28 protein-coding genes and 1 tRNA gene are annotated in these 25,855 nt (G+C 66.4%); 7 read left to right on the forward strand and 22 right to left on the reverse strand.

Annotated elements, in window-relative coordinates; all coding sequences use genetic code 11:
- Positions 1–280: 280 nt before the first annotated feature.
- Positions 281–994, reverse strand: coding sequence for a TVP38/TMEM64 family protein (locus AC1RSI_RS07055; protein WP_008262957.1), 714 nt, complete (start codon positions 992–994; stop codon positions 281–283).
- Between the two features lie 124 nt (positions 995–1,118).
- On the opposite strand from AC1RSI_RS07055, the gene AC1RSI_RS07060 reads away from it, so the two are divergent.
- Positions 1,119–2,324, forward strand: coding sequence for a pyridoxal phosphate-dependent aminotransferase (locus AC1RSI_RS07060; RefSeq protein WP_008263621.1), 1,206 nt, complete (start codon positions 1,119–1,121; stop codon positions 2,322–2,324).
- 87 nt (positions 2,325–2,411) lie between these two features.
- On the opposite strand, the gene AC1RSI_RS07065 is transcribed toward AC1RSI_RS07060, so the two are convergent.
- The 8 genes from AC1RSI_RS07065 to serS all read right to left on the reverse strand — a co-directional run bounded on the left by AC1RSI_RS07065 (position 2,412) and on the right by serS (position 10,259).
- Positions 2,412–2,795 carry a hypothetical protein gene (locus tag AC1RSI_RS07065; RefSeq protein WP_008261029.1) on the reverse strand — a complete coding sequence of 128 codons (384 nt, stop codon included), beginning with the start codon at positions 2,793–2,795 and terminating at the stop codon, positions 2,412–2,414.
- Positions 2,796–2,831: 36 nt separating this feature from the next.
- Entirely contained in the window at positions 2,832–3,821 is a 990-nt protein-coding gene (gene secF / locus AC1RSI_RS07070; protein WP_008261126.1) for a protein translocase subunit SecF, read from the reverse strand.
- Positions 3,821–5,413 carry a protein translocase subunit SecD gene (gene secD / locus AC1RSI_RS07075; RefSeq protein ID WP_035306253.1) on the reverse strand — a complete coding sequence of 531 codons (1,593 nt, stop codon included), beginning with the start codon at positions 5,411–5,413 and terminating at the stop codon, positions 3,821–3,823. Before secD ends, secF begins: the two co-directional genes overlap by 1 nt.
- Before the next feature lie 33 nt (positions 5,414–5,446).
- The gene (gene yajC / locus AC1RSI_RS07080) at positions 5,447–5,764 is read right to left on the reverse strand and encodes a preprotein translocase subunit YajC (RefSeq protein ID WP_008262385.1); all 318 of its coding nucleotides are present in this window, start codon (positions 5,762–5,764) and stop codon (positions 5,447–5,449) included.
- Between the two features lie 102 nt (positions 5,765–5,866).
- A complete protein-coding gene (locus AC1RSI_RS07085; RefSeq protein ID WP_154726181.1) occupies positions 5,867–6,874 on the reverse strand; it encodes a peptidoglycan DD-metalloendopeptidase family protein in 1,008 nt (335 codons plus the stop codon).
- A gap of 258 nt (positions 6,875–7,132) precedes the next feature.
- Positions 7,133–7,777, reverse strand: a complete 645-nt coding sequence (locus tag AC1RSI_RS07090; RefSeq protein WP_008264048.1) for a protein-L-isoaspartate(D-aspartate) O-methyltransferase — start codon at positions 7,775–7,777, stop codon at positions 7,133–7,135.
- A gap of 76 nt (positions 7,778–7,853) precedes the next feature.
- Complete coding sequence (surE, locus tag AC1RSI_RS07095; protein ID WP_447941529.1) at positions 7,854–8,648, reverse strand: 5'/3'-nucleotidase SurE; 795 nt, start codon at positions 8,646–8,648, stop codon at positions 7,854–7,856.
- 126 nt (positions 8,649–8,774) lie between these two features.
- Positions 8,775–10,259: a serine--tRNA ligase gene (serS, locus tag AC1RSI_RS07100; RefSeq protein WP_154727078.1), complete on the reverse strand. Its 1,485-nt coding sequence runs from the start codon at positions 10,257–10,259 to the stop codon at positions 8,775–8,777.
- 261 nt (positions 10,260–10,520) lie between these two features.
- Between serS and AC1RSI_RS07105 the strand changes: the two genes are divergently transcribed.
- Positions 10,521–12,476 carry a M61 family metallopeptidase gene (locus AC1RSI_RS07105; RefSeq protein WP_447941530.1) on the forward strand — a complete coding sequence of 652 codons (1,956 nt, stop codon included), beginning with the start codon at positions 10,521–10,523 and terminating at the stop codon, positions 12,474–12,476.
- A 252-nt stretch (positions 12,477–12,728) separates the two neighbouring features.
- Positions 12,729–14,702 carry a M61 family metallopeptidase gene (locus tag AC1RSI_RS07110; RefSeq protein WP_035308141.1) on the forward strand — a complete coding sequence of 658 codons (1,974 nt, stop codon included), beginning with the start codon at positions 12,729–12,731 and terminating at the stop codon, positions 14,700–14,702.
- A 183-nt stretch (positions 14,703–14,885) separates the two neighbouring features.
- Here AC1RSI_RS07110 and AC1RSI_RS07115 read toward each other — a convergent pair whose 3' ends face one another.
- Positions 14,886–15,566, reverse strand: coding sequence for a type 1 glutamine amidotransferase domain-containing protein (locus AC1RSI_RS07115; RefSeq protein WP_008263932.1), 681 nt, complete (start codon positions 15,564–15,566; stop codon positions 14,886–14,888).
- Positions 15,567–15,696: 130 nt separating this feature from the next.
- Here AC1RSI_RS07115 and AC1RSI_RS07120 point away from each other — a divergent pair, with 130 nt between their 5' ends.
- Positions 15,697–16,608 carry a CE1 family esterase gene (locus tag AC1RSI_RS07120; protein ID WP_035308144.1) on the forward strand — a complete coding sequence of 304 codons (912 nt, stop codon included), beginning with the start codon at positions 15,697–15,699 and terminating at the stop codon, positions 16,606–16,608.
- A 133-nt stretch (positions 16,609–16,741) separates the two neighbouring features.
- Here the strand turns inward: AC1RSI_RS07120 and rplL are convergent, their stop codons facing one another.
- Together rplL and rplJ are read right to left on the reverse strand one after the other, a co-directional pair.
- Positions 16,742–17,125, reverse strand: coding sequence for a 50S ribosomal protein L7/L12 (gene rplL, locus AC1RSI_RS07125; protein ID WP_008259470.1), 384 nt, complete (start codon positions 17,123–17,125; stop codon positions 16,742–16,744).
- A gap of 62 nt (positions 17,126–17,187) precedes the next feature.
- Positions 17,188–17,703 carry a 50S ribosomal protein L10 gene (rplJ, locus tag AC1RSI_RS07130; protein WP_008264370.1) on the reverse strand — a complete coding sequence of 172 codons (516 nt, stop codon included), beginning with the start codon at positions 17,701–17,703 and terminating at the stop codon, positions 17,188–17,190.
- Positions 17,704–18,021: 318 nt separating this feature from the next.
- Here rplJ and AC1RSI_RS07135 point away from each other — a divergent pair, with 318 nt between their 5' ends.
- Entirely contained in the window at positions 18,022–18,729 is a 708-nt protein-coding gene (locus AC1RSI_RS07135; RefSeq protein WP_008263625.1) for a glutathione S-transferase, read from the forward strand.
- Between the two features lie 3 nt (positions 18,730–18,732).
- Here the strand turns inward: AC1RSI_RS07135 and AC1RSI_RS07140 are convergent, their stop codons facing one another.
- The 3 genes from AC1RSI_RS07140 to AC1RSI_RS07150 all read right to left on the reverse strand — a co-directional run bounded on the left by AC1RSI_RS07140 (position 18,733) and on the right by AC1RSI_RS07150 (position 20,252).
- Positions 18,733–19,248: a DUF2059 domain-containing protein gene (locus tag AC1RSI_RS07140; RefSeq protein WP_291755694.1), complete on the reverse strand. Its 516-nt coding sequence runs from the start codon at positions 19,246–19,248 to the stop codon at positions 18,733–18,735.
- A 69-nt stretch (positions 19,249–19,317) separates the two neighbouring features.
- Positions 19,318–19,767, reverse strand: coding sequence for an NUDIX hydrolase (locus AC1RSI_RS07145; protein ID WP_154726453.1), 450 nt, complete (start codon positions 19,765–19,767; stop codon positions 19,318–19,320).
- 74 nt (positions 19,768–19,841) lie between these two features.
- Complete coding sequence (locus tag AC1RSI_RS07150) at positions 19,842–20,252, reverse strand: winged helix-turn-helix transcriptional regulator (RefSeq protein WP_154726452.1); 411 nt, start codon at positions 20,250–20,252, stop codon at positions 19,842–19,844.
- Positions 20,253–20,302: 50 nt separating this feature from the next.
- Between AC1RSI_RS07150 and AC1RSI_RS07155 the strand changes: the two genes are divergently transcribed.
- Complete coding sequence (locus AC1RSI_RS07155; protein WP_154726451.1) at positions 20,303–20,911, forward strand: NAD(P)-dependent oxidoreductase; 609 nt, start codon at positions 20,303–20,305, stop codon at positions 20,909–20,911.
- A 76-nt stretch (positions 20,912–20,987) separates the two neighbouring features.
- Here the strand turns inward: AC1RSI_RS07155 and rplA are convergent, their stop codons facing one another.
- The 7 genes from rplA to AC1RSI_RS07190 form a co-directional block, all read right to left on the reverse strand.
- Complete coding sequence (gene rplA, locus AC1RSI_RS07160) at positions 20,988–21,677, reverse strand: 50S ribosomal protein L1 (protein WP_008260414.1); 690 nt, start codon at positions 21,675–21,677, stop codon at positions 20,988–20,990.
- Between the two features lie 3 nt (positions 21,678–21,680).
- Positions 21,681–22,112, reverse strand: coding sequence for a 50S ribosomal protein L11 (gene rplK, locus AC1RSI_RS07165; RefSeq protein ID WP_008259841.1), 432 nt, complete (start codon positions 22,110–22,112; stop codon positions 21,681–21,683).
- A gap of 276 nt (positions 22,113–22,388) precedes the next feature.
- Positions 22,389–22,964: a transcription termination/antitermination protein NusG gene (gene nusG, locus AC1RSI_RS07170; RefSeq protein WP_008264196.1), complete on the reverse strand. Its 576-nt coding sequence runs from the start codon at positions 22,962–22,964 to the stop codon at positions 22,389–22,391.
- Between the two features lie 13 nt (positions 22,965–22,977).
- Positions 22,978–23,277, reverse strand: coding sequence for a preprotein translocase subunit SecE (secE, locus tag AC1RSI_RS07175; protein ID WP_008264085.1), 300 nt, complete (start codon positions 23,275–23,277; stop codon positions 22,978–22,980).
- A 70-nt stretch (positions 23,278–23,347) separates the two neighbouring features.
- Positions 23,348–23,423: transfer RNA gene (locus tag AC1RSI_RS07180), tRNA-Trp, on the reverse strand.
- A gap of 95 nt (positions 23,424–23,518) precedes the next feature.
- Positions 23,519–24,853 carry a hemolysin family protein gene (locus tag AC1RSI_RS07185; protein ID WP_196066388.1) on the reverse strand — a complete coding sequence of 445 codons (1,335 nt, stop codon included), beginning with the start codon at positions 24,851–24,853 and terminating at the stop codon, positions 23,519–23,521.
- 95 nt (positions 24,854–24,948) lie between these two features.
- The gene (locus AC1RSI_RS07190; protein WP_154726450.1) at positions 24,949–25,119 is read right to left on the reverse strand and encodes a hypothetical protein; all 171 of its coding nucleotides are present in this window, start codon (positions 25,117–25,119) and stop codon (positions 24,949–24,951) included.
- 101 nt (positions 25,120–25,220) lie between these two features.
- Here AC1RSI_RS07190 and AC1RSI_RS07195 point away from each other — a divergent pair, with 101 nt between their 5' ends.
- Positions 25,221–25,853 carry a DUF938 domain-containing protein gene (locus AC1RSI_RS07195; RefSeq protein WP_447941531.1) on the forward strand — a complete coding sequence of 211 codons (633 nt, stop codon included), beginning with the start codon at positions 25,221–25,223 and terminating at the stop codon, positions 25,851–25,853.
- The last annotated feature ends 2 nt before the right edge of the window (positions 25,854–25,855 follow it).

Below are 25,855 nucleotides of genomic sequence, written 5' to 3' on the forward strand. Positions count from 1 at the left end.
GAATCGATACCGTTGTTCTTTGACCGAGGGCGTCAGTTTCGCAGTTGACCTGGCGACGCCCCGCTGCCCTGACATCCCCTTGCCGGACAGCTTCCTGATCGTCTTCGCCACGTCTACCGTTGGCCCGTGTGCCCGTATGAAACAGGGAATACAACCCCCTTAGCGCACCGTATCCAAGTTCACCCCCAACCCTGTGGAACAGCCGCGCTTGGGGGTGTTCACGTTAGCGTCATGAGGGTGGGAAACAGCCTGTGAAACATGCTGCCTTTCGCTTGCCGGATCAGTCGCCGCGCGCGACTTCGCGCCGCTTCACCCATTCGCGAACACCCAGCATCAGAGCCAGCCAGGCCAGGGCCACGCCCGCCAGTATGGCCGAGGTCCAGATCCCGTCGCCGCTGACCGCCGTCATGAAGGATCCGCCGAAGAAGGCCACCAGGGCCGTCTTGGGCAGCACTCCGAGCGCGCAACCGGCCAGGAAGCCGGGAAACGACGCCCGCGCCGCGCCGAACGCCATGTTGACGACGATGAAGGGCGCCGACGGCACGTTGCGGATCATGAAGCTGGCGTAGAAGGCGTTCTGACCCACGAACCGAGTCAGCCGCCCCACCGTCCTGCCCCCGTGCCGTTCAAGCAGGCGCGCCGTCGGCCCGCGCCCCATCCAATAGGTGACGGCGGCCGAGGCGACCGTGGCGATCCAGCTGTACAGAAACCCGAACCACGGCCCGAAGGCCACGACGCAGGCGGCGATCAGGATGAACTGCGGCGCCCCGAAGAAGGCCGCGACTGTGAAGACGACGATGGCGGCCGGCAGTCCCCAAGGCCCATGCCTGAACCCGCCCAGCCAGGCCTCCAGCCTCACCTCGGCGTCCAGGCCCAACTGGCTCTTGCCCACGGCGAACAGGGCGATCATGGCGCCCAGCAGAAGGGCCGTCGCCAGCACGGCGCGCCAGCGACGCGCCTCCATATTCGACAGGAAATCGATGATCCAGCGCATCAGGAGCGCCGCTTATCATCCTGTCCGGCGATTAGCGAGCGTCGGCGGATTGTCCCGAACGGCGACGGCGCGTAAGGAACCTCGCCTTCCCCGGCACGAACCTTCCAAGATCGACGGGATACCCATGTCCAGCCTGCAATCTTCCGCCCTCGCCCGCGTCAAGCCCTCGGCCACCATCGCCGTGACCGCCCAGGCCCGGAAGCTTAAAGCCGAGGGCCGCGACGTGATCGGCCTCGGCGCCGGAGAGCCGGACTTCGACACGCCCGAGAATATCAAACAGGCCGCGATCGACGCGATCCATCGCGGCGAGACCAAATACACCGACGCCGACGGCATGCCCGAGCTGAAGAAGGCCATCGTGGCCAAGTTCGCGCGTGAGAACGGTCTGAACTATGACGTGTCGCAGATCCACGTCGCGCCGGGCGGCAAGCCGGTCATCTTCAACGCCCTGGTCGCCACCCTGAACCCCGGCGACGAGGTCATCGTGCCCGCCCCCTACTGGGTCTCCTACCCCGACATGGTCCTGCTGGCCGGCGGCGAGCCCGTCACCGTGGTCGGCGAGGAGAAGGACGGCTTCAAACTGCGTCCCGAGGTGCTGGAGGCCGCCATCACGCCCCGCACCAAGTGGCTGATCCTGAACAGCCCGTCCAACCCGACCGGCGCCGCCTACACCCAGGCGGAGCTGCTGGCCCTGGCCGACGTCCTGCGTCGCCACCCGCACGTCTGGGTGCTGACCGACGACATGTACGAGCACCTCGTCTATGGCGACTTCGACTACACCACTATCGCCCAGGTCGCGCCCGACCTGATCGATCGCACCCTGACGGTCAACGGCGTGTCCAAGGCCTATGCCATGACCGGCTGGCGCATCGGCTACGCCGGCGGGCCGAAGGCGCTGATCGACCTGATGCGCAAGGTGGCCAGCCAGACCACCTCCAACCCCACCAGCATCAGCCAGTGGGCGGCGGTCGAGGCCCTGAACGGAACCCAGGACTTCATCCCCGAGCGCAAGGCCGCCTTCGAGAAGCGTCGCGACCTGGTCGTCTCGATGCTGAACCAGGCGACCGGCCTCACCTGCGCTGTGCCGGAAGGCGCATTCTACGTCTATCCGTCCATCGCCGGCCTGATCGGCAAGACGACGGAATCGGGCGTGGTCATCGACGGCGACAGCACCTTCGCCGCCGAACTGCTGAACGCCGAGGGCGTCGCCGTGGTCCAGGGCGAGGCCTTCGGCCTGTCGCCCTATTTCCGCATCAGCTACGCCACCTCCGACGCCGTGCTGGAAGAAGCCTGCACCCGCATCCAGCGCTTCGCCGCCTCGCTGCGCTGACGATTCCGTTCCACTGCCCGTCACCCTCGGGCTCGTTCCGAGGGGTGACGGGCGAGAGGGTGGGAATCGCGTAGAGCGCGATCAGGTTCAGAACACCGTCACCTTCGCTGGGTTCGCCTGATCGCGCGTGCCCGCCGACGTCGCCATGCCGTTCTTGACCAGGGCGATCCCGACCGAGCCCTCGCCGCCGGTCTTGGTCAGGGAGCAGCGGCCGTTGTCGCCGGGCAGGCGGCCATGGCGGCTGCCTCGGCCATCCTGAGTCATGATGTTCATCCAGCGGTCCCGCTCATAGGGACTGACCCAGACCGTCACAGGGCGAAATCGACAGACCAGGGTCCAGGACGCGCCCTGGGGTGCGGCGACCGACCAGTGCAGTCCCTGATAGGCGTCCTTGCCAACATGGGTCTGGGCCTCGGCGCCCATGCCCAGGCCAAGCGCCAGAAACGCCGCCAGCACGAAACTTCGCCTCATCACGCCCTCCCCCGTTTCCGGGAGAGGATGCGATGATCAGGGCCGGCTGGCCATGCCCAGTTTGATCGGCTTGGCGTCGTCGGCCAGGGCGCCGCGCTTGACGCCCCACAGCAGGATGATCGGCGCGCCGACATAGATGGACGAATAGGTGCCGATGATGATGCCGAACATCAGGGCGATCGAGAAGCCGAACAGGGCCTCGCCGCCGAAGATCGCCAGGGCCGCCAGCACCATGACGGCGGTCACGCCGGTGATGATGGTCCGCGACAGGGTCTCGTTCAGAGACAGATCGATCACCTCACGCAATGGCATGGTCTTATACTTGCGCAGGTTCTCGCGAAGACGGTCGAACACCACCACGGTGTCGTTCATCGAATAGCCGATGACGGTCAGGATGGCGGCGACCATGTTCAGGCTGAACTCCAGCCGGAACAGCACGATCAGACCGAAGGTCAGCACCACGTCGTGCAGCAGGCCGATCACGGCGCCGAAGCCGAACTGCGGTTCGAACCGGAACCAGATGTAGAGGAACATCAGGCCGATGGCGACGCCCAGGGCCAGCAGGCCCGAGGTGAACAGCTCGCCCGAGACCTTGGAGCCGACGACGCTGACGCCCGAATACTGGACCTCGCCCACGGTCTGGCTGATTGCGGTCTCGACCTGGTTGACCACCTGGGTCTGGTCGCGGCCTTCCGGCACCTGGAAGCGTAGAATGGCGGTCGAGCCGTCATCCACATTGGTGTCGCGCCGGGCGATGCCCTGCACCTGGACGTCGCCCAGGTTCAGGCTGTTGACCGCCTCACGCACGCGGTCCAGCTCGATAGCCTGACCGGCCGGCTTGGACACCTCCATCGAGGCGCCGCCCCGGAAGTCGATGCCCATGTTCAGGCCGGGAACGAAACACGCCACGATCGAGGCGACGCACAGAACCACCGACAGCACCGCGGCGAACCGGGCGTATTTGACGAAATGGAAATTCGTCTTCTGCGGCAGCAGTTTGATGAAGGGCCATCCACGCATCGCCATCACTCCGCGATCGGCAGTTTTTTGGGCTTGGCGGTCTTGAGCCAGTAGGCCAGCAGCACCTGGGCCACCAGAACCGACGAGAACACCGAGGTGAAGACGCCGATGCTCAGCGTCCAGGCGAAGCCGCGCACCGGACCGGCGCCGAAGACGAACATGATCGCCGCCGCCACCAGGGTGGTGACATTGGCGTCCAGGATCGTGCCCCAGGCCTTGGAGAAGCCGGCGTCCATGCTGGCGATCACGCTGCGGCCCGACCGGGCCTCGTCGCGCATCCGCTCATAGATCAGCACATTGGCGTCCACGGCCACGGCGAAGGTCAGGATCAGACCGGCGATGCCCGGCAGGGTCAGGGTCGCCTGGGTCAGCGACATGGCCGCCACGATCAGCACCCCGTTCAGCACCAGGCCGATGACCGACACGCCCCCGAACAGGAAGCCGTAGGCCAGGATCATGAAGACCACGATGATGGCGAAGCCGACGGCGGTCGACAGGGCGCCCGCCGTCACGGCGTCGGCGCCCAGTTCGGCGGTGACGGTCCGGCGTTCCTCGACGTTCAGCGGCGCCGGCAGGGCGCCCCCGTTCAGCAGGTTCACCATCGTCGCGGCTTCCTGGATCGAGAATTGGCCTTCGATGATGCCCGAGCCGTTGGTGATGGCGCTGTTGATGCGCGGCGCCGAGATGACCTTGCCGTCCAGGATGATGGCGAAGGGCTTGCCGATGTTGGCGGACGTCGCCTCGCCGAACCGGCGAGCGCCCGCGCCATCGAAGCGGAAGCCGATAGCCGGCCGACCGCTTTGGTCAGCATCGACCGAGGCTCTCGTCAGGTTCTCGCCCGAGACGAGCACCCGCTTCTTGACCAGATAGGGCGTGCCCTGCTCGTCCATAAGCAGTTCGGCGTCCGGCGGAACCCGTCCGGCCATGGCGTCCGTCACCGAATTCTCGGTATCCACCATCTGGAAGGTCAGCTGCGCCGTCTGGCCGATGACCTCCTCCAGCTTGCGAGGATCGCTCTCGCCCGGGGCCTGGACCACGATCCGGTCGGCGCCCTGGCGGGTGATGGAGGGTTCACGCGTGCCCAGGCTGTCGATCCGGCGGCGCACCACCTCGATCGACTGGTCCACCGCCGTCGCTCCCATGCCGGCCAGGGCCGTGTCCGTATAGGCGAAGCGGATCCGGTCGCCGCCCACACGCGTCGCGGTGCGCTCGACCTGCCCCGAGGGGCCCGCGGCCCCGGCCAGCTGGCGCAGGGCCTCGAAGGCCGCCGTCTGCTGCCCCGGATTGGCCAGGGTCACGATCACCCCGCCGGCTTCGCGCTGGAAGCCGTTGGTGGCGATCCCCTCGCCGTTCAGCGTGACCCGTACATCCTCGATCAGGTTGGTGACGCGCTTTTCGCGCATCGCCGGCACATCGACTTCCAGCAGCAGATACGACCCGCCCTGCAGGTCGAGCCCGAGGTTCAGGGCGTTCTTCGGCAGCCAGCCGGGCAGCGCCTCCCGCTGAGCCGAGCTCAGCAGGTTGGGGAAGGCCAGCAGGCAGCCGAGGATCGCCGAGGCGACGACGAGGATGACTTTCCAGCGCGAGAGCTGAATCATGAGGGCGGTCTCGGTTCAGCGATACGCGAAGTATCAGGCCTTGGAATCGTTGGCGGCGATGGCGGTGCGGTTGCGCACCTCGGCGATCATCGTCTTGACGACGCGCACATTGACGCTGGGCGCGATCTCGACGTTGACCTCGGCCTCTTCGACACGGGTCACCTTGCCGATCATGCCGCTGGACAGCACGACGGTGTCGCCGCGCTTCACGGCGCCGATGGCCGCCGCATGTTCCTTGGCGCGCTTCTGCTGCGGACGGATCAGCAGGAAGTAGAACAGGATGAAGATGGCGACGATCGGCAGGAACTGCATGATCACGGCCATCATGCCGCCGTCAGCTGGGGCGCCCATGGGTAGTCTCCGAACACAAGGGGGACAGCCCTCGCCGGCCCCCATTAAAACGAGGCGCGGAACCTAGGGCTCCGTCTCGCGGATTGCAACGCGGCTAAACGTTCAGCGTGGCAATACGGTCAGGGGATCGACCGCGACCGGGTCGTCGCCGCGCATCTGGCGGGTTTCGAAATGGATCGACGGGCGTCCGTCGCCGGCCGTCAGACCGACCGTGCCGATCTGCTGGCCCGCACGCACGTCGTCGCCATCCTTGACCGTGGCCGAACCCAGATGGCCGTAAACCGTGCGCCAGCCGCCGTTGTGGACCACCAGCACCGTCAGCCCCTGCCCCACCAGATCGTCGCCGACATAGGCCACGCGTCCCCCGGCCGAGGCCACGACCGAGGCGCCGGCCGAGGCGCCGATGTTGATCCCGTTGTTGCGCTCGCCCATCCCGACCGGGCCGAACCGCCGCAGGATATCGCCACGCACCGGCCACAACAGGGCGATGGGACCGCCCGCAACGGGCGTCGCGGAAGGCGCGGCGCTGACCGGCGGGCGAGCCGCGCCGACGGCCGGGGCCGTCGGACGGGTCTGGGCGGGCAGCGCGGCGTTGCCCGAAGGCGGAGGCGGCGGCGGCGGCGGGGCCATGCCGCTATTCGGCACCAGAACTCCAGCCGGCGAAGGCCCGGTCGCATAGGGATCGCGGCCTGTATCGACCGCCGCATCGGGAAGAATGATTCGTTGGCCCGTCGTGATCGCGCCGCGCGGCCCCAGGCCGTTCAGATCGATCAGGGTCTGAACCGGCGTCTGGAACCGCCGGCCGACGCCCGAGATGGTGTCGCCCGGCTGAATCTCATAGGCGGCGCCCGGCGTGACCACGCCCGAGGGGGTCGGATAGGAGGGCGCAGGCGGAGCATAGGTCGGCTGCGTCGGCGTCACCGCGACCGGCGGCGGCAGATATCCCCCATCCACCTGGCCGACCGGCGCCGTCGCTTGCGGCTGCGGATAAGGCTGAGCCTGCGGAGAGGTCGGCTGACCATACGGACCTTGCTGCGCCGGCGGCGGATAGGCGCCCTGCCCGCCCACCGTCGGTCGCGTCGAATACTGCGGCTCGGACGGATAGGTCATACAGGCCGCCGCGCTCAGCGACGCCCCCGCGATTACAACCGCTCTGATCCAGCCCGATATCACCGCCACCGGCCGCTCCTTAGATGGTTAAAACTGCCCGCCCGGTGTGCCCGCTCGCGCCGCTTAAGCCAAGCCCGCAATCATCGCCAAAGTTGGGCGCTAAGGTTAACGGCGAGACGGCGTGACTCGTGAGAGGTGAATCGTGAGGTGAATCGAGGGCGACATTCAGTCACGACTCACGATTCACCACTCACGCCCCTACCCCTCCTTCGCCGTCCCCTCGACCAGGGGCACGAACCGCACCTCCGTCAGGCTCTCGCGCCGGAACGACCCGTCGCCCTGACCGACATAGCGGTGCAGCATCTGCACCGAGGTCCGGCCAACGGGCGCGACCAGAACACCGTTCGGCTTCAACTGTTTCAACAGTTCGGTCGGCTCGGCCGGAGACGCCGCCGTCACCATGATGCGATCGAAGGGCGCCTGTTCGATCCAGCCCAGGCCGCCGTCGCCATGTTTGGTGATGACATTGTCGATCTCCAGCGTCCGCAGCTTGGCCTCCGCCTCGACCAGCAGGCTGCGATACCGCTCCACCGAATAGACATAGCGGGCCAGCCGGCTCAGCACCGCGCACTGGTATCCGCTGCCGGTGCCGATCTCCAGCACCCGGTGGCGGGGCTGGACGTCCAGGGCCTGGGTCATCAGGCCGACGATATAGGGCTGGCTGATGGTCTGGGCGCAGTCGATGGGCAGGGCCTGGTCTTCCCAGGCCTGGTCCAGGAATTTCTCGTGCACGAAGACCGCGCGGTCGATGCTCTCCATCGCGGCCAGCACCCGGGGATCCGTCACCCCCTGCTGGCGCAGCGACAGGATCAGCCGTCCGGCGCGGTCGTCGTGCAGGTTCATTTTCCTCCCCCCCTGGGGGAGGGGGACCGCGACGCCCTTGCGTCGTGGTGGAGGGGGCGCGAGACAGCCGGCCTCATCACGCAGCGCGCTCCGTCTTCTTGGGCGGCGCCCCGCCCAGCACCTTCTTCAGGTCATGGACGCTGGCCATGTGGGTCAGGTCGATGTGCAGCGGCGTGACCGAGATCCGCCCCGCCTCGATGGCCCTCAGGTCCGTCCCCTCGGCATGTTCCTGCTTCTCGCCGCGGAAACTCATCCAGTAGTAGTCGCGCCCGCGCAGGTCGGTGCGTCGCACCGCGTGCATCTCGCCCACGTCGCGGAACCCTTGCGTCGTCACCTCGATCTGCTCGACCCGTTCCGGCGGCAGATTGGGGAAGTTCAGGTTCATCACCACCCCATTGGCCCATTTCTGGTCCAGCAGCTTGGTGATGATGGCCGGCGCGAACGCCTCGGCCGTCTCCCAGTGGGCCACCACCTCGTCGTGGAACCGCTCCAGGCTCTGGCTCAGAGCGATGGAGCGGATGCCGAAGGCCATGCCCTGAAGCGCGCCCGCCACCGTGCCCGAATAGCTGACGTCCTCGCCGATATTATGCCCCCGGTTCACGCCGGACAGCACCAGGTCCGGCCGCTCCGGCATCAGGTCGTTGACCGCCAGGATGACGCAGTCGGTCGGCGTCCCCGTCACCGAGAACCGCCGCTCGCCGTGCCTATGCACCCGCAACGGCTCGCTCAGGGTGATGCCCCGGCCCTTGGCCGACTGTTCGACGGCGGGGGCGCACACCCAGATGTCGTCGCTCAGCGTTCGCGCAATCCGCTCAAGGGATTCAAGACCTTCCGCCTCGATCCCGTCGTCGTTTGTCAGGAGGATTCTCATGCCATCTCCCCCCCTTGGGGGGAGACAGGCGCGCGAAGCGCGCCAGAGGGGGGCCAGGCGGAACCGGCACGGGGGCGGCAGGCCCCCTCCACCGCTTCGCGGTCCCCCTCCCCCAACGGGGGAGGATTAAGCGCCCACATGGGTCAAACCTCCCATATAGGGCTGCAACACCGTCGGCACCGCGATCCGCCCGTCGTCCTGCTGGTAGTTCTCCATGATCGCCACCAGGGTCCGGCCGACCGCCAGCCCTGAGCCGTTCAGCGTATGGACGAACTCGGTCTTCTTCTCGCCGGCGCGCTTGAACCGGGCGTCCATCCGCCGCGCCTGGAAGTCGCCGCAGTTCGAGCAGGAGCTGATCTCGCGATAGGCCCCCTGGCTGGGCAGCCAGACCTCCAGGTCGAAGGTCTTCTGGGCCGAGAAGCCCATGTCGCCCTTGCACAGCAGCATCCGCCGGAACGGCAGCTCCAGCGCCTTCAGCACCGCCTCGGCGCAGCCCGTCATCCGCTCGTGCTCGGCCTCGGAGTCCTCCGGCCGCGTGATCGACACCATCTCGACCTTGGAGAACTGGTGCTGACGGATCAGCCCGCGCGTATCCCGCCCGGCCGACCCGGCCTCGGCGCGGAAGCACGGCGTCAGGGCCGTCATCCGCATCGGGGTGGCGAGGTCGTCCTCGGACAGGATTTGATCGCGCACGAGGTTGGTCAGGGAGACTTCGGCGGTGGGGATGAGGTAACGATACTGCCCTGAGACGTAATCAAGCGCCTCCTCAAAGAACTTGATCGCTCCTTGAGGAGTAGAATCCCAGTTTGCCGAGCTTTCATCCCATCCCTTCGGATAAACTCTTGTCGCCTCAAACTCCACCTGTGCGCGGTTTTGATCAATCACGTCAGTGATGGCTTGGGACAGCAAACTCTTTGCAACTTCGTTCGATACTGAAGACGCCTTGAACAAATCTTCCTCAAACTTCGGCAACTGCCCCGTGCCAAACATCGCCTCGTCCCGCACCAGCAGCGGCGGGTTCACTTCCAGATAGCCGTGCTGGTCCGTCTGCAGGTCCAGCATGAATTGGCCCACGGCCCGTTCCAGCCGCGCCAGCTGGCCCTTCAGCACCGCGAACCGCGCTCCCGACATCCTGGCCGCCGCTTCGAAGTCCAGCATCCCCAGGGCCTCGCCCAGGTCGGCGTGATCCTTGGCCGGGCCGCCTTCACGCGGGGTTCCCCAGCGCGAGACCTCGACATTGCCCGCCTCGTCCTCGCCGTCGGGCACGTTCTCGGCGGCCAGGTTCTTCAACCCCGCCAGCAGGTCGCGCAATTCCTTGCCGACGCGCGCCTCGATCTCGGCGGCCGCCGCGATATCGCCCTTCAGCGCCTCCACCTCGGCCTTGAGGCGGTCGGCCTCGGCCATGTCCTTCTTGCCCATGGCGGCGCCGATCAGCTTGGAGGCGGCGTTGCGCTTGGCCAGGGCGTCCTGGCCCGTGGTCTGGGCGTGGCGCAGTTCGGCGTCCAGCCGCAGGATGTCCGCCACCAGCCCGTCGGCCTCGTCCACCCCGCGCGACGACCAACCGGCCACGTAAACCTGGGGGTTCTCGCGAATGGCTCTGATGTCGTGCATGGTCTGGAACTTCGGCTGGGCGGGAGAAGCCGAACGCTCTACCCGCCCGCGCGGAGTCGGGCAACGGCAGGAAGCCGCCGGACCTCGCTTAAGCCTTTTGCGCGACCGGCGACGACGGCGTCGGTCTGAACCCCCGGCTCGATTCCCGCACCGGCTTGCCCCCATCGGACTGTTTTCGCCAAAGTCCGACATCGCCGGCTTGACGCCTCCGCCGCTGCGGCGGACTGTCGCAACCTCCCCAAGCGGCATGAGACCTCGTCAATGATCCGATCCCGCCTGAGCGCCGCCGGCCTCGCCCTTCTGCTGGTCTCGGCCGCGCCCGCCGCCCTGGCGCAGCAGGCTTCGACCTATCCGCCCGCCCTGCCCGCGCCCCAGCCGCCGATCCCCGAGGCGCGGGACGTCGCCTATCCGGGCGTGATCGCCCTGGATATCGACGCCACCAACCTGGCCCAGCACGTCTTCGGCGTCACAGAGACCATTCCGGTGGCCCAGGCGGGGCCGATGACCCTGTTCTTCCCCGAATGGCTGCCGGGCAACCACGGCCCCGTGGGGCCCATCGTGCAGTTGGCGGGGATCGAGATCACGGCGAATGGTCAGCGCGTGGAATGGGTGCGCGACACCCTGTCCCCCTTCGCCTACCACATCACCGTTCCGGCCGGCGCGACCGAGCTGAAGATCAGGATGCAGCACCTGTCGCCCACCACCGGCAACCAAGGCCGGGTGACGATGACGCCCGAGATGCTGAACATCCAGTGGGAGAAGATGCTGCTCTATCCCGCCGGCCACTGGTCGCGGAACATCATGGTCCAGCCGACGGTCAAGTTCCCGACCGGCTGGCGGTTCGGCACGGCGCTGGAGCCCGAGAGCAAGGACGGCGACCTCCAGACCTTCAAGCCGGTCAATCTGGAAGTCCTGGTCGACAGCCCTGTCTTCGCCGGCCTCCACTATCGCCAGATCGATCTCGATCCCGGCGGCCGCTCTCCGGTTCGCGCCAACATCGTCGCCGACGAGGCCAAGAACCTGGAAGCCACCGACGAGCAGATCCAGATCCTGCGCAACCTCGTGACCCAGATGGACCGCCTCTACGGCGCCCGCCATTTCGACCACTACGACTTCCTGATCGCCATGACCGACAAGCTGGGCGGCATCGGTCTGGAGCATCACCGCAGTTCCGAGAACTCGGTCGATCCCGAGTTCTTCACGGGCTGGGACACCCATCTCGGCGACCGCGACCTGCTCAGCCACGAGATGAACCACTCCTGGGACGGCAAATGGCGACGCCCCGCCGACCAGTACGTCCCCAACTTCAACAGCCCCATGCAGAACAGCCTGCTCTGGGTCTATGAAGGCCAGACCCAGTATTACGGGCAGGTGATCGCCGCCCGCTCGGGTCTGCTGACCAAGGACCAGGCCATTGAGTCCCTGGCCCTGACGGCCGCGACCTATGACGCCCGCGTCGGCCGTCAGTGGCGCGCGCTTCAGGACACGACCAACGACCCGATCATCAGCCAGCGCCGGCCCAAGGGCTGGCTGTCATGGCAGCGGAACGAGGACTATTATTCGGAAGGCCAGCTGATCTGGCTCGACGTCGATACGACGATCCGCGAGAAGACCGGCGGCCGCAAGTCGCTGGATGATTTCGCCAAGGCCTTCTACGGCGTCCAGGACGGCAGTTTCGAACCGGCCCCCTATACCTTCGAGGATGTGGTGGCGGCCCTGAACGGCGTCGTGGCCAACGACTGGGCGACCTTCCTGCGCACCCGCCTCGACGCCACCGGCCCGGACGCCCATGCGCCTCTGGACGGCCTGACGCGCGGCGGCTGGCGGCTGGTCTATACCGAGACCCCGACCGCCTATCAGAAGACCCTGTACGGGGAGTTCAAACGCAACGACTTCACCTATTCGCTGGGCTTCCAGACGGGCGAGAACAACGCCATCGGCAGCGTCCAGTGGGGCAGCCCCGCCTTCGACGCTGGCCTGGCGCCGGGCATGGAGATCGTCGCCGTCAACGGCCAGGCCTCCAACCCTGACCGCATCGCCGCCGCCGTCACCGCCGCCAAGGATCCGGCCGTGTCCGTGACCCTGATCGTCAAGGACGGCGACCAGTACAAGACCGTCGCCCTGCCCTACCACGACGGCCTGCGCTACCCCCGCCTGGAGCGGATCGAGGGAACCCCCGACCGCCTCAGCGACATCCTGACGCCCCGCAAGCGCTGAACCCAACTCACCTCCCCGTCGGCGAAGGCCGACGGGGAGGTGAGGCGGAAGCGTCAGCGAACGCCAGGAGGGGGCGACTCGGTATCAGACGCTCTTGGGGTCATCCCTACTTTCGGAGTCGCCCCCTCCTGATCGCTGGCGCGATCTGTCCTCCCCGCGCGCCTTCGCGCGCGGGGAGGTGACCATCTGTCCCTTGACGCCTCTCCCCCGCTCCCCGACGGTGCAGGCCTGCCCTCCCGTTCGGATGATCTGATGCCGCGTACCCGCCTGACCGCCGCCGCCTGCCTCGCCGCCTTGATGACCGCCGCCCCGGCCCTGGCCCAGGACTTCCAGTCCACGCCGGTGGTCACTGACCCGACCCAGGCCGCCCTGGCCCTGCCCCGGTCTCAGCCGGCCATCCCCGCCCCAGCCGACACCCCCTATCCTGGCGTCATCCAGTACCGGGCCGACATCACCGACCTCGACCGCCGCATCATCCGCGTCAGCCAGACCATACCCGTCGCCGGCCCCGGTCCCCTGACCCTGCTCTATCCGAAATACCTGCCGGGCAACCACGCCGACACCGGCCCGATCCAACTGCTGGCCGGCCTCACGGTCACGGCGAACGGACAGCGGATCGAGTGGCTGCGCGACACCCTCGAGCCCTACGCCTTCCATCTCGACATCCCCGCCGGCGTGACCAGCATCGACGTCGCCTTCCAGCAGCTGACCCAGCCGGACAGTTCCAACTGGCGCGTCCTGATGACCCCGGCCATGGTCAATCTGCAGTGGGAGAAGGCCATCCTCTATCCGGCCGGCTACTACAGCCGCCAGATCCCGGTCGCCGCCTCCGTTGCCCTGCCCTCTGGCTGGAAGTACGGCACGGCCCTGACCACGGAGTCCCGGAACGGCGACGTCGCCGCCTTCGAGACGACCGACCTCTACACCCTGATCGACAGTCCGATGTTCGCCGGCGCCCACTACCGCCGCGTGGACATCGACCCCACCGGCGACCGGGTTCACCTGAACCTGCTGGCCGACGAGGAGAAGGGCCTCGCCGCCACCGACGAGCAGCTGAAGCTCTACGAGAACATGGTCCAGCAGGCCGACCGCCTGTTCGGCGCCCGCCACTTCGACAACTATGAGTTCCTGTTCGCCCTGACCGACCAGATGGGCGGCATCGGCCTTGAGCATCACCGCAGCTCCGAGAACACAGGCGCCCCCGGCTTCTTCACCGACTGGTCCAAGAGCGCCGGCGACCGCGGCCTGCTGCCGCACGAGTACACCCACTCGTGGAACGGCAAGTTCATGCGCCCGGCGGATGAACTGACCGCCAACCACAACGTCCCGACCCAGAACACCCTGCTGTGGGTCTATGAGGGCCAGACCGAATATTGGGGCGACGTCCTGGCCGCCCGCGCCGGCCTTCATTCCAAGCCCGTCGCCCTGGCTACCCTGGCCAATGTCGCCGCCTTCTACGACAACCAGCCGGGCCGTCAGTGGCGCGCGCTGCAGGACACCAACAACCACAACCTCCTCGGCTACCGCGTCCCCGGCCAGTACCCCTCGTGGATGCGCGGCACGGGCGACTATTACCGGGAAAGCCTGCTGGTCTGGCTGGACGCCGACACCCTGATCCGGGCCGAGACCAACGGCCGCAAGTCCCTCGACGATTTCGCCAAGGGCTTCTTCGGCCATGACGACGGCTCCTGGGCGCCCCAGGGCTATACCTTCGATCAGGTCGTCGCCGCCCTGAACGCCGTCCACCCGCATGACTGGGCGACCTTCCTGCGCGACCGGCTCGACGCCGTCGGCCCCGACGCCCGCGCCCCCCTGGCGGGGATCGAGCGCGGCGGCTGGCGCCTGATCTATACGGACACCCCCACCGCCGACGAGAAGGCCGTCAACACCGGCTGGGCCAACGATTTCCAGTATTCGCTGGGCTTCACCCTGGCCGGCGACAAGATCGCCAACGTCCGCTGGGGCGGTCCCGCCTTCGAGCAGAGCATCGGCGCGGGCTGGAGCCTGGTCGCCGTCAACGGCAAGGCCGGTTCGGCCGAGGTGCTGCGCAACGCCGTCACCGCCGCCAAGGGGACCGACGCCCCGCTCGAACTGCTGATCAAGTCCGGCGACCGCTTCCGCACCGTCGCCTTCGACTACCGCGACGGCCTGCGCTATCCGCGCCTGGAACGGATCGAGGGCACACCGGACCGCCTGTCGGACATCCTCGCTCCGCGTCGGCGCTAGACGGGACACCTCCCCGTCGGCGAAGGCCGGCGGGGAGGACAGGCGGGAGCGTCAGCGAGCGCCAGGAGGGGGCGACTCGGTGGCTGAAGCTCTTGGGGTCATCCCCACTGTCGGAGTCGCCCCCTCCTGATCGCTACCGCGATCTGTCCTCCCCACGCGCCTTCGCGCGCGGAGAGGTGAGCATCACCCCTTCAACAACCCCAGCAGGGCCTCAGCCGCTTCACGCGACGAGCCCGGGTTCTGCCCCGTCACCAGCTTGCCGTCGACCAAGACATACGACCCCCAGTCCGGCCCCTTGGAATAGTCGCCGCCGTTGGCGCTCAGGACGTTCTCGACCAGGAAGGGCACCACCTCGGTCAGGCCCACAGCCTCCTCTTCCGAGTTGGTGAAGCCCGTCACCTTGCGACCCTCGACCAGCGGCTTGCCGTCCGGCCCATGAACCGACTTCAGCACGCCGGGCGCGTGACAGACGAAGCCAGTCGGCTTGTCCGCCTTGGCGAAGGCCTCGATCAGGGCGATGGAGTCGGCGTCGTTCGCCAGGTCCCACAACGGCCCGTGCCCGCCGGGATAGAAGACGGCGTCGAAATCATCGGCCTTCACCGAGGCCAGTTCGACAGTCGCGGCCAGGGCGGCCTGAGCCTCGGCGTCGGCCTTGAATCGGCGCGTGTCTTCGGTCTGGGCGTCCGCGTCGTCGCTCTTGGGGTCCAGCGGCGGCTGACCGCCCTTGGGCGAGGCCAGGACGATCTCCGCGCCCGCATCCTTCATCGCATAATAGGGCGCAGCCAGTTCCTCGAGCCAGAAGCCGGTCTTCTTGCCGGTGTCGCCGAGTTGATCGTGCGAGGTCAGAACCGTCAGGATCTTCATGTGGGGGATCTCCTTTTCAGGCCTAACAAATGGGAAGCCAGACCGATCCCTCCAATGGTCGGCGACCGGCCTGTGTGGCGCATCCAGGAATCGCTTCACGCTGCGGCCAGTACACAGGGAGACACACGGCATGAGACATTGGCTCGGAGCCTTGGCGTTCGGACTGGGCGCATTTGGACTGGCGTCCATCGCCAAGGCCGACTGCGTGATCGGCGAGCCCGGCGCCACCCGCAGCGTCGCTTTCGGTCCCGACCGGCGTACGGTGCAGATCCATGTTCCGCGCGGCTTCGACCCCGCTCGGCCCGCTCCCCTTGTCTTCGTCCTGCACGGCAGCGGCGGCACGGGCGCGGCGATCCTGAGAGATTCCAAACTGGCCGAGACCGCCGACCGGCACGGCTTCATCGTCGCCGCCCCCGACGCGGGCATCCCGGTCGACCGGGGCTTCGTCTGGAACGTCCCCGGCGTGCCGACCATCACAGGCGACGTGCCGGGTCCAGACGACGCCGACGACGTCGGCTTCCTGGTGGAGACGGTCGAGGAATTGGCTTCACAGGGCTGCGTCGACGACAGCCGGGTCTACGCCACGGGCCTGTCGGGCGGCGGTCGGATGACGTCCTGGCTGGGCTGCGTGGCCGCCGACCGCTTCGCCGCCATCGCGCCGGTCGTCGGCCTGCGAGCGGGCAACCCTCGCAAAGGCTCGCCTGAACGGCCCGATGCGGCCACCTGCCGGCCGTCCCGCCCCATGCCGGTCATCGCCTTCGCCGGCGACGCCGACACGACCAATCCGATCCAGGGCGGGGGCGCCCCCTACTGGAGCTATACGATGCACGCGGCCGAGCAGCGCTGGGCCCAGTTGAACGGCTGCGCCACGACACGCCCGACGCTTTGGGTCTCGGCCTCGGTCTATGAGGAAGGCTACGCCGACTGCCGAGCCGGCGCCGAGGTCGTCGGCCGCATCACCCGCGACGGCGGCCACAGCTGGGTCGCCGACAACGAAGCCATGTGGGCCTTCTTCGCCGCGCGGACACGCCCGCAGAACTGATACAGACCAAGCCCCAGCCGTAGCGCCGCCCACGGGCCTCAAGCAGCGCGAAGCGCGATAGGCCCAAAAAGAAAAGGCCCGGCGGTTTCCCGCCGGGCCTTTCCGATATTCAGCAAATGCCGAAAGTCAGATCTTACTTGATCTGGACCTTGGCGCCGGCTTCCGTCAGCTTCTTGGCGACTTCGTCGGCGGCTTGCTTGGAGACGTTCTCGACGACGTTCTGCGGAGCGCCTTCGACCAGGTCCTTGGCTTCCTTCAGACCCAGGTCCGAACGCACGCCGCGGACTTCCTTGATCACGTTGATCTTCTTGTCGCCGCCGTCGATCAGGACGACGGTGAACTCGGTTTGCTCTTCGGCGGCTTCAGCCGGAGCAGCGCCGCCACCGGCCGGCATGGCCATGGCGACGGGGGCAGCGGCGCTGACGCCCCACTTTTCTTCAAGCAGCTTCGACAGTTCAGCAGCTTCGAGAACGGTCAGAGCGGACAGGTCTTCGACGATCTTGGCGAGGTCAGCCATTGTCAGTTTTCCTTCGGAGGATTGGGATTAGGGAGTGATGCAGAGATGAAAGGCTGTGCCGCTTACGCGGCTTCCTTGGTGGCGTAGGCGTTGAACACGCGAGCCAGCTGACCGGCGGGTGCTTGCAGCACGCCGGCGATCTTGGTCGCGGGCGCATTGAGCAGGCCGATGAGTTGGCTGCGGACCTCGTCGAGGGTCGGGAGCTTGGAAAGAACTTCCACGCCCTTCACGTCGACGACGGTTTCGCCCATGAAGCCGCCGATGATCTTGAAACGATCATTGGCCTTGGCGAACTCGGTGGCGACCTTGGCGGCCGTACCGGGGTTCTCGGCGTATGCGATGCCCACGGGACCCTTGAACAGGCCGTGGTAGTCGCTGCCTTCTTCGGCTTCGAGCGCCTTCAGCGCCAGGCGGTTCTTGACCACCTTGAACGCGCCGCCTTCTTTACGAAGACGGCCGCGCAGATCTTCCATTTCCGCAACGGTCAGACCCAGGTTGTGGGTCACGACCACGGAGCCGGCGTCGGCGAATACGCCCTTGAGCGTCTCGATCGACTCGGCCTTTTGTGCGCGGTCCATTGCGGTCTCCAGTCTTGGCATTCGCCGCCGGGCTTATTCCCGACGACGGATTGGCCAAAGCGCCGCGCATCGCTGCGAAGCGTTCAGGCCGGTCGTATTGTCCGAAGGATGCGTCTGACGGCGTCCGTCCCGGAATGCGGGCTGACAGCGCTAGGTCGCGTCCCCATCTCCCCACGGCGTCAGAGGGCTCTCTGACAGTTATGGCCTGGGTGCCCCCCACGCCCCGAAGTTCTCGGACAGGACCGTCAAAGGATTGAACCTCTGACGGGAAGCGGCGCTCATACAGGGAGCCCAACAGGAAATCAAGGAGCCGAGCGCATGGCCTATGAACTCTACTACTGGCCCACAATCCAGGGGCGAGGCGAGTTCGTCCGCCTGGCGCTCGAAGCCGCCGGCGCGGACTATGTCGATGTCTCGCGCCAGGACAATGGAAAGGCGATGATGACGCTGATGGAGACCGCAGCCACGCCCTCCTTCGCCCCGCCCTTCCTGCGCCTGGGGGATCGCACCGTCGGTCAGGTGGCCGCCATCCTGGCCTGGCTGGGTCCGCAGCTGGGGCTCAGCCCGAACGGCGACAGCGACCGCGCCTGGCTGAACCAGATTCAGCTGACCTTCGCCGACCTGGTCGCCGAGGCCCACGACACCCACCACCCGGTCGATCTGATGGCCTACTACGACGAGCAGAAATCCGAGGCCGCCCGCCGGTCCAAGGCCTTCCGGGAGCAGCGAATCGGGAAATTCCTGCGCTGGACCGAACAGGTCCTCATAGCCAATCCCTCCGGCCCGGATTGGCTGGTCAGCCACCATCTCACCTATGCCGATCTGTCTCTGTTCCAGGTGGTGGAGGGCTTGCGCTATGCCTTCCCCAAGGCGACCGAAGCCGTGCTCAACACCACGCCGCATATTGTCGCCGTCCGCGACAGGGTCGCCGCTCTGCCCCGTGTCAGCACCTATCTAAAGAGCGACCGCCGCATCCCGTTCAACGAGGACGGCATATTCCGTCGCTATCCCGAACTGGACGGCTGAGGCTTACCGGCGCCCGGACTTGCGCCCTGTTTGGCCACCCGTCTCGCAGTCGAATTGGGCGCAATATTTGGTCATCAAGTCTTCGGTGAAGGCCGTCAGATGTTCGATAGTGATCTCGTTCATCACCGCGCTTAGCTGGAGAGTTTTCGTCGCGACCTGGCGGCCTACGGGGCTGTCATAAAAGGCGATCTGGGCCTCCAGCTCTTCGACTGTGAACGTCGACGCGTAGTGGGGGACCATGTCCGCCATCATGTCATCGACCATGGCGGTCAGCATGCGCGGCGCATTACTCCGCAGCCAAGCCGCTTCCTCGGCGCCCTGCCCCTCCGTGTCCGCCTTGGCCAGTTGGTCCGCGATCATCGCCTCCATGACCTTGGTGAAGTTCGGCCCGGCCGAGAGTCGGATAACCCGCTCCGCCAGCGCCGTCCGCTGAGCCAGGCCGCGATCTTGCGCTGCGACAGGTCCGACCGCAAACAGGCCGAACAGAGCCGCAACCGTCAAAAGCCCAATGATACGCATATCGTCCCCCTTGCCCTTCTTATCCGAGCACGGCGTGCAGGTGGCCAGAGGGAATCGCCTCTCGGTTGCTCAATCGCTCGGTGGCGTGGCGGCGAAGTCGCGGATCAGCAGGGCGAGGTCGGCTTCGTGAACGCTGTCCGCAGCCGCCTCAGGCGTCATCCAGCGCCGATCGCGCTGGTGCGCCTCGGGCCAATCGCCCAGTTGCAGCACCACCTCCATCGGATAGACGGCGACGACATGGCGTCTCAGATCACCGCTGCGAACGATCTTGGCATAGCGGAAATGACCGATGGTCGCGTCGTCTATGGGACCACGAACGCCCGCCTCCTCCAGCGCTTCCTGGGCCGCCGCTTCGGCGTCGGTCTTTCCGGCCATACGACCGCCCTTGGGAATGACCCAGCGCCGCGTTTCGCGCGATGTGATCATCAGGATTTCCAGACCCGCCTCGCCGCGTCGCCACGGCAGGGCGGCGACCTGACGCGTTTCCGACCGGCCTGTGCGTTTCGCGGCTTTGGCCATTCTCTATCCCCGTCCGGCGCGGCTTGCAAAACGCGGTTTACGTCGCTCCGTCAACCGCTCCGCGTCCGGAAAGTTCAGCCGAGCCGCCTTTCATCATAGGCGGTCTGAGCCTTGCTGACCTCGGCCATATTGTCCTCGGCCCAATCGATCATGGCCTGGAGCGCATCGACCAGTGTGCCGCCCAGCGGCGTCAGGGCGTAGGAGACAGAGACCGGCACGGTCGGCGTCACCGTGCGGGTGACCAGTCCGTCCCGCTCAAGCTGGCGGACAGTTTGGCTCAGCATCTTCTGCGAAACGCCCTCGACACGCCGACGCAAGGCGTTGAACCGCATCGGTTCGTCCCGCAGCAGCGTCAGAACCAGCGTCGTCCACTTGTCGGCGACCCGATCCAGCAGTTGCCGCGTCGGGCAAGCGGCCGAATAGACGTCGGGCGGACGGGTTTCCGCCGGGTGACCAGATGAGAGTAAAGTGCCTTCTTGTGACATGCTGCACTTCATAACACCTGGTACCCGTTGGATACCACAGGAGATCATCCATGAAAGTCGCAGTCCTCGGCGCCAGCGGTCGCGCCGGCTCGGAAATCACCAAGGAACTGGCCGCGCGCGGTCATGCCGTCGTCGCCGTCGCCCGCAAGCCCGAAGCCATCCCTGCCCTGTCCGGCGTCACCCCGGTCGCGGGCGACGCCTCCGACTCCGCCGCCCTGGCGGAGATCATCAAGGGCTCAGACGCAGTGATCAGCGCCCTGCATCATGACGTCACGGCCGAAACCCTGCTGTCCGCCTTGAAGGCAGCCGGCGTGCCCCGACTGCTGGTCACGGGCGGCGCAGGCAGTCTGGAGGTCGCGCCGGGCGTGCGTCTGATCGACACCCCGGACTTCCCCGAGGCGTTCAAGCCCTACGCCCTGCCCGGCGTCGCCTTCCTGGACGATCTGCGCGGCGAGACCCAGATCGACTGGACCTTCTTCTCTCCGCCTGCCCTGATCGAGGAGGGGCCGCGTCTGGGGGCCTTCCGAACGGGCGGGGACCAGTTGATCACCGACGACAAGGGCGAGAGCAAGATCAGCTTCGCGGATTACGCCATCGCCATGGTGGACGAACTGGAACAGCACAAACACAGCCACGCCCGGTTCACCGCCGCCTACTGACGCGACAGACACCGATCAAGAAAAAGGCCCCGGAGATCGCTCTCCGGGGCCTTCATCATTCTGGAACGTCGAGCGCTTAGGCGCCCAGCGAGGCCGGGTCGACCTTGAAGCCCGGGCCCATCGTCGAAGACAGGCTGATGCGCTTCACATAGGTGCCCTTGGCGCCGGCCGGCTTGGAACGCACCAGGGCGTCCACGATGGCCTTCACGTTGGCTTCCAGGGCGTCCTGGGTGAAGGAGACCTTGCCGATGCCGGCGTGGACGATGCCCGCCTTCTCGACGCGGAACTCGACGGCGCCGCCCTTGGCGTCCTTGACGGCCTGGGCGACGTTCGGGGTCACGGTGCCGACCTTCGGGTTCGGCATCAGGCCGCGCGGGCCCAGCACCTTACCCAGACGGCCGACCAGGGCCATCATGTCCGGCGACGCGATCACGCGATCGAACTCCATGAAGCCGCCGGCGATCTTTTCGTACAGATCTTCGGCGCCGACGTGTTCGGCGCCGGCTGCGGTGGCTTCGGCGGCCTTGGCGTCCTTGGCGAAGACGGCGACGCGAACGTCACGGCCCGTACCCGACGGCAGGTTCACAACGCCACGGACCTGTTGGTCGGCGTGACGCGGATCGACGCCCAGGTTGACGGCGATCTCAAGGGATTCGTCGAACTTCGACTTGGCGTTTTCCTTGGCCAGCTTGATGGCGTCGGTGAACGGCAGCAGGTCTTGGGTGACGCCGGTGCGGGCCTTTTGAGCCTTGGTTTGCTTGGCCATGGTTTAGCCCTCCACCACTTCGAGGCCCATCGCGCGGGCGGAGCCTTCGATGATCTTGGCCGCCGCGTCGAGGTCGTTGGCGTTAAGATCCTTCATCTTCTTTTCGGCGATCTCGCGCAGTTGCGCCTGCGTGATCTTGCCGGCGACTTCACGGCCGACCAGCTTCGAACCCGACTTCAGGCCCGTGGCCTGCTTCAGGTACCAGGTTGCCGGCGGCGTCTTGGTGATGAAGGTGAACGACTTGTCCTGATAGACGGTGATGACGGTCGGAAGTGGGGTGCCCTTGGCTTCCTTCTCGGTGCGCGCGTTGAACTCCTTGCAGAAGCCCATGATGTTCACGCCGCGTTGACCCAGAGCCGGGCCGATCGGGGGCGAAGGCGTGGCCGAACCGGCCGGCACTTGCAGCTTGATATAGCCGAGAATCTTCTTGGCCATTGGTCTCTCCTATGAATGACCCGACGACTTAACGGCGGGCCGGTGAGCCGTGGTGCGGCATGGCTGCCTCCCACGGATTTGACGCTCCACAGGCCTAGGCCCGCCGAGCGAAGGCGCGCGTGTAACAGAGGGGGGACGGAAAGGCAAACGGGCGGCGTCACCTCCCCGTCGGCGAAGGCCAATGGGGAGGACAGGCGCCTCAGCGCATGGGGAGGCGAAACGAAAAAAGCCGCGCCCTTTCGGACGCGGCTTCAAATCTCAACAGGCGCCTGAGCGTCAGCCCGCGACCTTCTCCACCTGAGCGTATTCCAGCTCGACCGGCGTGGCGCGGCCGAAGATGGACACGGCGACGCGCAGGCGGGCCTGTTCTTCGTCCACGCTCTCGACCGAACCGTCGAAGCTGGCGAACGGGCCGTCGATGACCTTGACCTTCTCGCCGATGTCGAAGCGGATGGTGGGCTTCGGACGTTCGACACCCTCTTCCACCTGGCCGATGATGTTCTGAACTTCACGTTCCGAGACCGGCAGGGGCTTTGTGCCGCCGGCGGCGCCCAGGAAGCCCGTGACCTTCGGCGTGTTCTTGACCAGGTGATAGGCTTGGTCGGTCATTTCCATCTTCACCAGCACATAGCCGGGGAAGAATTTGCGTTCCGAGTTCACCTTGCGCCCACGACGGATCTCGACGACGTCCTCGGTCGGAACCAGGATTTCGGAGAAGGCGTCTTCCAGGCCCTGCTGCTTGGCCTGATCACGCACCTGTTCGGCGACCTTCTTTTCGAAGTTCGAATAGGCGTTGACGATATACCACTTGTGGCGGGGATTGGCGGGCTTTGCGGGCGCTGCATCGGTCATGGGCGCGTCTTTCTCAGGATCCGAGAGCGATGATGTAGCGGAAGGCGAAACCGAGACCGGTGTCGACCACCCAGAAGAAGATCGCGGCGATGACCACCATGATGAAGACCATCACCGAAGTGATCCAGGTCTCCTTGCGGCTGGGCCACACGATCTTGCGGCCCTCAGCCATGACCTGCTTGTAGAAGTCGCTGGGGCTGGTGCGCGGCTTCTTGGGCGCGGGCGCATCGATGGTGATGGCGGCGGCGGCCGCAGCAGTCTGGGGCTTTGCGCCCGCCTGGGGCCGCTTGCCGGGAGATTTGGCCTTGGCCATCAGTTGCTCTTCACACAATTGTTCCTGTCGCCCCAGATGGGAAGTCCCATCCGGAAGCGACAGGGGGGATTGGCAGGAGTTGGGGGACTCGAACCCACGACCCCCGGTTTTGGAGACCGGTGCTCTACCAGCTGAGCTAAACTCCTAGACAATCGCGCGAACCCTCGGGTCCGTGCGTTCGCCAGAGGGGGGCGTATGCCCGACACCGCCCCGCATTTCAAGGGCGATGTGACACTTGTGACTAGTCTTCCAGATGCGCCGCAATGGCGGCCCGCTCGTCCTGGGCCTGGATCAGTTCCTTGAAGATCAGCTTGTCGATGCGGCGGTCGTCCATATCGACGACCTCGACCTCGAATCGGCCGACCTGCACCACCTCGCCCTCATCCGGCACGCGCGACAGCTGGTGCAGAATCAGACCGGCGACCGTGTGGAAGCCGTCGTGTTCGCCGAAGTCCTCGCCCAGGGTGTCAGCCAGATCGTCCAGGTCCGTCTGGCCGTCGACCAGCCAACTGCCGTCAGCGCGCTGATGGATCCAGGCCTGTTCCTCGTCGTGACCCTCGTTGAAGTCGCCGGCGATCATTTCCAGGATGTCGGTCGCAGTGACAACGCCTTCGAAGGCGCCGAACTCATCGACAATGAAGGCCATGTGGACCTTGGACCCTTTCAGGATCTCAAGCGCCTTCAGCACCGAGGTCGACTGGGGGATGAAGGCCGGTTCGGCCACCAGGGGTTCGATGTCGAAACGTCCGTCAGTCAGCAAGGCGTCCAGCAGGTCCTTCTTGTGGACCACGCCCAGGGGATTATCGACGTCGCTCTCGCGCGCCACCACGATACGCGAATAGGGACAGGTGCGGATTTCCTCGCGCAGCACCGATTCGGGATCGTCCAGGGCGATCCAGAAGACGTCGTGGCGCGGCGTCATGGCCACCCGGACCGGGCGGTCGCCCAGACGCAGGATTTCCTCGATCATCACCTGTTCTTCGGGCTCGATCAGACCGGCCGAGGTGCCTTCAGCCAGGATGGTCGCGACCTCTTCCTGGGTGACGTCCGAGCCATCGCGATCCTTGACGCCCAGAAGTTTAAGGATGCCCGAGGTCGAGGCCGTCAGCAGCAGCACGAAGGGTTTCAGCACGATCGCGAGGGTCGAGATCGGCGGCGCCATCTTGGCCGCGATGGTCTCGGGGAAGATCAGGGCCAGACGCTTGGGCACCAACTCGCCGACGATCAGCGAGATATAGGTGATGCAGACCACGACCAGGGCCGTGGAGAAGATTTCGGTATAGGCGGCCAGCGCCGGAAAACTGGTCTCGAGGATCCGGTCCAACTCGCCTGCGATGGTCGCCTGGCCGTAGGCGCCGGCCAGAATGCCGATCAGGGTGATGCCGACCTGGACCGCCGACAGGAACTGGGTCGGTTCCTCGGCCAGTTTCAGCGCCTTGCGCGCCCCGCGATCCCCCTTCTCCGCCCGGCTCTGAAGCTTGGATCTCCGGGAGGAAACGACCGCCAACTCGGTCATGGCGAACAGGCCGTTGAGCACCACCAGGAGCAGAACGACGACAATAGCGATGAGTAACATCTAGGGGTTTTTGGAGACCAACGCGGCGCAACAGACGGCGTCCGCGCAAAGACACTAGAGCACGGCGGCGCTTTGCGCCACGCTTTCCTTGCGTGTCAGCCCGCCCGGCCGGGCTCGATCGAGCCATAGGCGCCGGAAACCGGGCGTCCGTTCGCGTCATATTGCGACGCGCAGGCGCACAGGCCGAGCACGGTGCCGATGAACAGTCCGATATGAATTGCGCGCCGCATCGTGGTTGCCAATCGCTTAACGTCGATGACAGACATAAACGATCGCTTAACTTTCCGGCAAGCTGGCGCCCCGCTCAGGGGAAAACCGCACCCTGGCTTTCTTCCCCTTCCCCGTGCCGGACGTCTAAGAGAAAGCCATGCAGACCCTGGATCACCTCGACGCCTTGCCTGCGGGCGCCCTGTCGTCGCCTGCGGCCCAGCGCAACGCCGCCTTCATCCTGGACGTGTTGCGGACGCATCTGCCGGCGCGGGGGCGGGTGCTGGAGATTGCGGGCGGATCGGGCGACCACGCCCTGGCCTTCGCCTCGGCCCTGTCCGGTCTGGATTGGACGCCCAGCGATCCCAGCCCCCAGGCGCGCGACAGCCTCTCGGCCTGGCGGCGCGCCGGCCCGTCGAATCTGCGCCCGCCCCTGTCGGTGGACGCCGCCGATCCGGCGACGTGGCCGCAAGATCGGTTCGACGTCGTCTATTGTGCGAACATGACGCACATCAGCCCCTGGTCGGCGACCGAGGGGCTGATGGATCTGGCCGGTCGGGTCCTGCGACGCCCCGGCGGTCTGCTGGTTCTATATGGCCCCTATCGAGAGGCCGAGGTTCCGCTGGCGGCCTCGAACGCCGCCTTCGACGAGAGTCTGAAGGCGCGAAACTCGGCCTGGGGCCTGCGGGACCGCGCGGCGGTCGAGGCTCTGGCCCGGTCGCATGGCCTTCCGGCCACGCGCCGGGCTCCGATGCCGTCGAACAACCTGACCCTGCTGTTCAGAAGCGTCTGATT

Source organism: Brevundimonas sp. GW821-FHT10E09, from assembly GCF_058809375.1.

Bases quoted from the DNA above. Each gene is read 5' to 3' on its own strand.
- AC1RSI_RS07055 (WP_008262957.1), bottom strand. From the start codon at position 994: ATGCGCTGGATCATCGATTTCCTGTCGAATATGGAGGCGCGTCGCTGG.
- AC1RSI_RS07060 (WP_008263621.1), top strand. From the start codon at position 1,119: ATGTCCAGCCTGCAATCTTCCGCCCTCGCCCGCGTCAAGCCCTCGGCC.
- AC1RSI_RS07065 (WP_008261029.1), bottom strand. From the start codon at position 2,795: ATGAGGCGAAGTTTCGTGCTGGCGGCGTTTCTGGCGCTTGGCCTGGGC.
- secF (WP_008261126.1), bottom strand. From the start codon at position 3,821: ATGGCGATGCGTGGATGGCCCTTCATCAAACTGCTGCCGCAGAAGACG.
- secD (WP_035306253.1), bottom strand. From the start codon at position 5,413: ATGATTCAGCTCTCGCGCTGGAAAGTCATCCTCGTCGTCGCCTCGGCG.
- yajC (WP_008262385.1), bottom strand. From the start codon at position 5,764: ATGGGCGCCCCAGCTGACGGCGGCATGATGGCCGTGATCATGCAGTTC.
- AC1RSI_RS07085 (WP_154726181.1), bottom strand. From the start codon at position 6,874: ATGACCTATCCGTCCGAGCCGCAGTATTCGACGCGACCGACGGTGGGC.
- AC1RSI_RS07090 (WP_008264048.1), bottom strand. From the start codon at position 7,777: ATGAACCTGCACGACGACCGCGCCGGACGGCTGATCCTGTCGCTGCGC.
- surE (WP_447941529.1), bottom strand. From the start codon at position 8,648: ATGAGAATCCTCCTGACAAACGACGACGGGATCGAGGCGGAAGGTCTT.
- serS (WP_154727078.1), bottom strand. From the start codon at position 10,259: ATGCACGACATCAGAGCCATTCGCGAGAACCCCCAGGTTTACGTGGCC.
- AC1RSI_RS07105 (WP_447941530.1), top strand. From the start codon at position 10,521: ATGATCCGATCCCGCCTGAGCGCCGCCGGCCTCGCCCTTCTGCTGGTC.
- AC1RSI_RS07110 (WP_035308141.1), top strand. From the start codon at position 12,729: ATGCCGCGTACCCGCCTGACCGCCGCCGCCTGCCTCGCCGCCTTGATG.
- AC1RSI_RS07115 (WP_008263932.1), bottom strand. From the start codon at position 15,566: ATGAAGATCCTGACGGTTCTGACCTCGCACGATCAACTCGGCGACACC.
- AC1RSI_RS07120 (WP_035308144.1), top strand. From the start codon at position 15,697: ATGAGACATTGGCTCGGAGCCTTGGCGTTCGGACTGGGCGCATTTGGA.
- rplL (WP_008259470.1), bottom strand. From the start codon at position 17,125: ATGGCTGACCTCGCCAAGATCGTCGAAGACCTGTCCGCTCTGACCGTT.
- rplJ (WP_008264370.1), bottom strand. From the start codon at position 17,703: ATGGACCGCGCACAAAAGGCCGAGTCGATCGAGACGCTCAAGGGCGTA.
- AC1RSI_RS07135 (WP_008263625.1), top strand. From the start codon at position 18,022: ATGGCCTATGAACTCTACTACTGGCCCACAATCCAGGGGCGAGGCGAG.
- AC1RSI_RS07140 (WP_291755694.1), bottom strand. From the start codon at position 19,248: ATGCGTATCATTGGGCTTTTGACGGTTGCGGCTCTGTTCGGCCTGTTT.
- AC1RSI_RS07145 (WP_154726453.1), bottom strand. From the start codon at position 19,767: ATGGCCAAAGCCGCGAAACGCACAGGCCGGTCGGAAACGCGTCAGGTC.
- AC1RSI_RS07150 (WP_154726452.1), bottom strand. From the start codon at position 20,252: ATGTCACAAGAAGGCACTTTACTCTCATCTGGTCACCCGGCGGAAACC.
- AC1RSI_RS07155 (WP_154726451.1), top strand. From the start codon at position 20,303: ATGAAAGTCGCAGTCCTCGGCGCCAGCGGTCGCGCCGGCTCGGAAATC.
- rplA (WP_008260414.1), bottom strand. From the start codon at position 21,677: ATGGCCAAGCAAACCAAGGCTCAAAAGGCCCGCACCGGCGTCACCCAA.
- rplK (WP_008259841.1), bottom strand. From the start codon at position 22,112: ATGGCCAAGAAGATTCTCGGCTATATCAAGCTGCAAGTGCCGGCCGGT.
- nusG (WP_008264196.1), bottom strand. From the start codon at position 22,964: ATGACCGATGCAGCGCCCGCAAAGCCCGCCAATCCCCGCCACAAGTGG.
- secE (WP_008264085.1), bottom strand. From the start codon at position 23,277: ATGGCCAAGGCCAAATCTCCCGGCAAGCGGCCCCAGGCGGGCGCAAAG.
- AC1RSI_RS07185 (WP_196066388.1), bottom strand. From the start codon at position 24,853: ATGTTACTCATCGCTATTGTCGTCGTTCTGCTCCTGGTGGTGCTCAAC.
- AC1RSI_RS07190 (WP_154726450.1), bottom strand. From the start codon at position 25,119: ATGTCTGTCATCGACGTTAAGCGATTGGCAACCACGATGCGGCGCGCA.
- AC1RSI_RS07195 (WP_447941531.1), top strand. From the start codon at position 25,221: ATGCAGACCCTGGATCACCTCGACGCCTTGCCTGCGGGCGCCCTGTCG.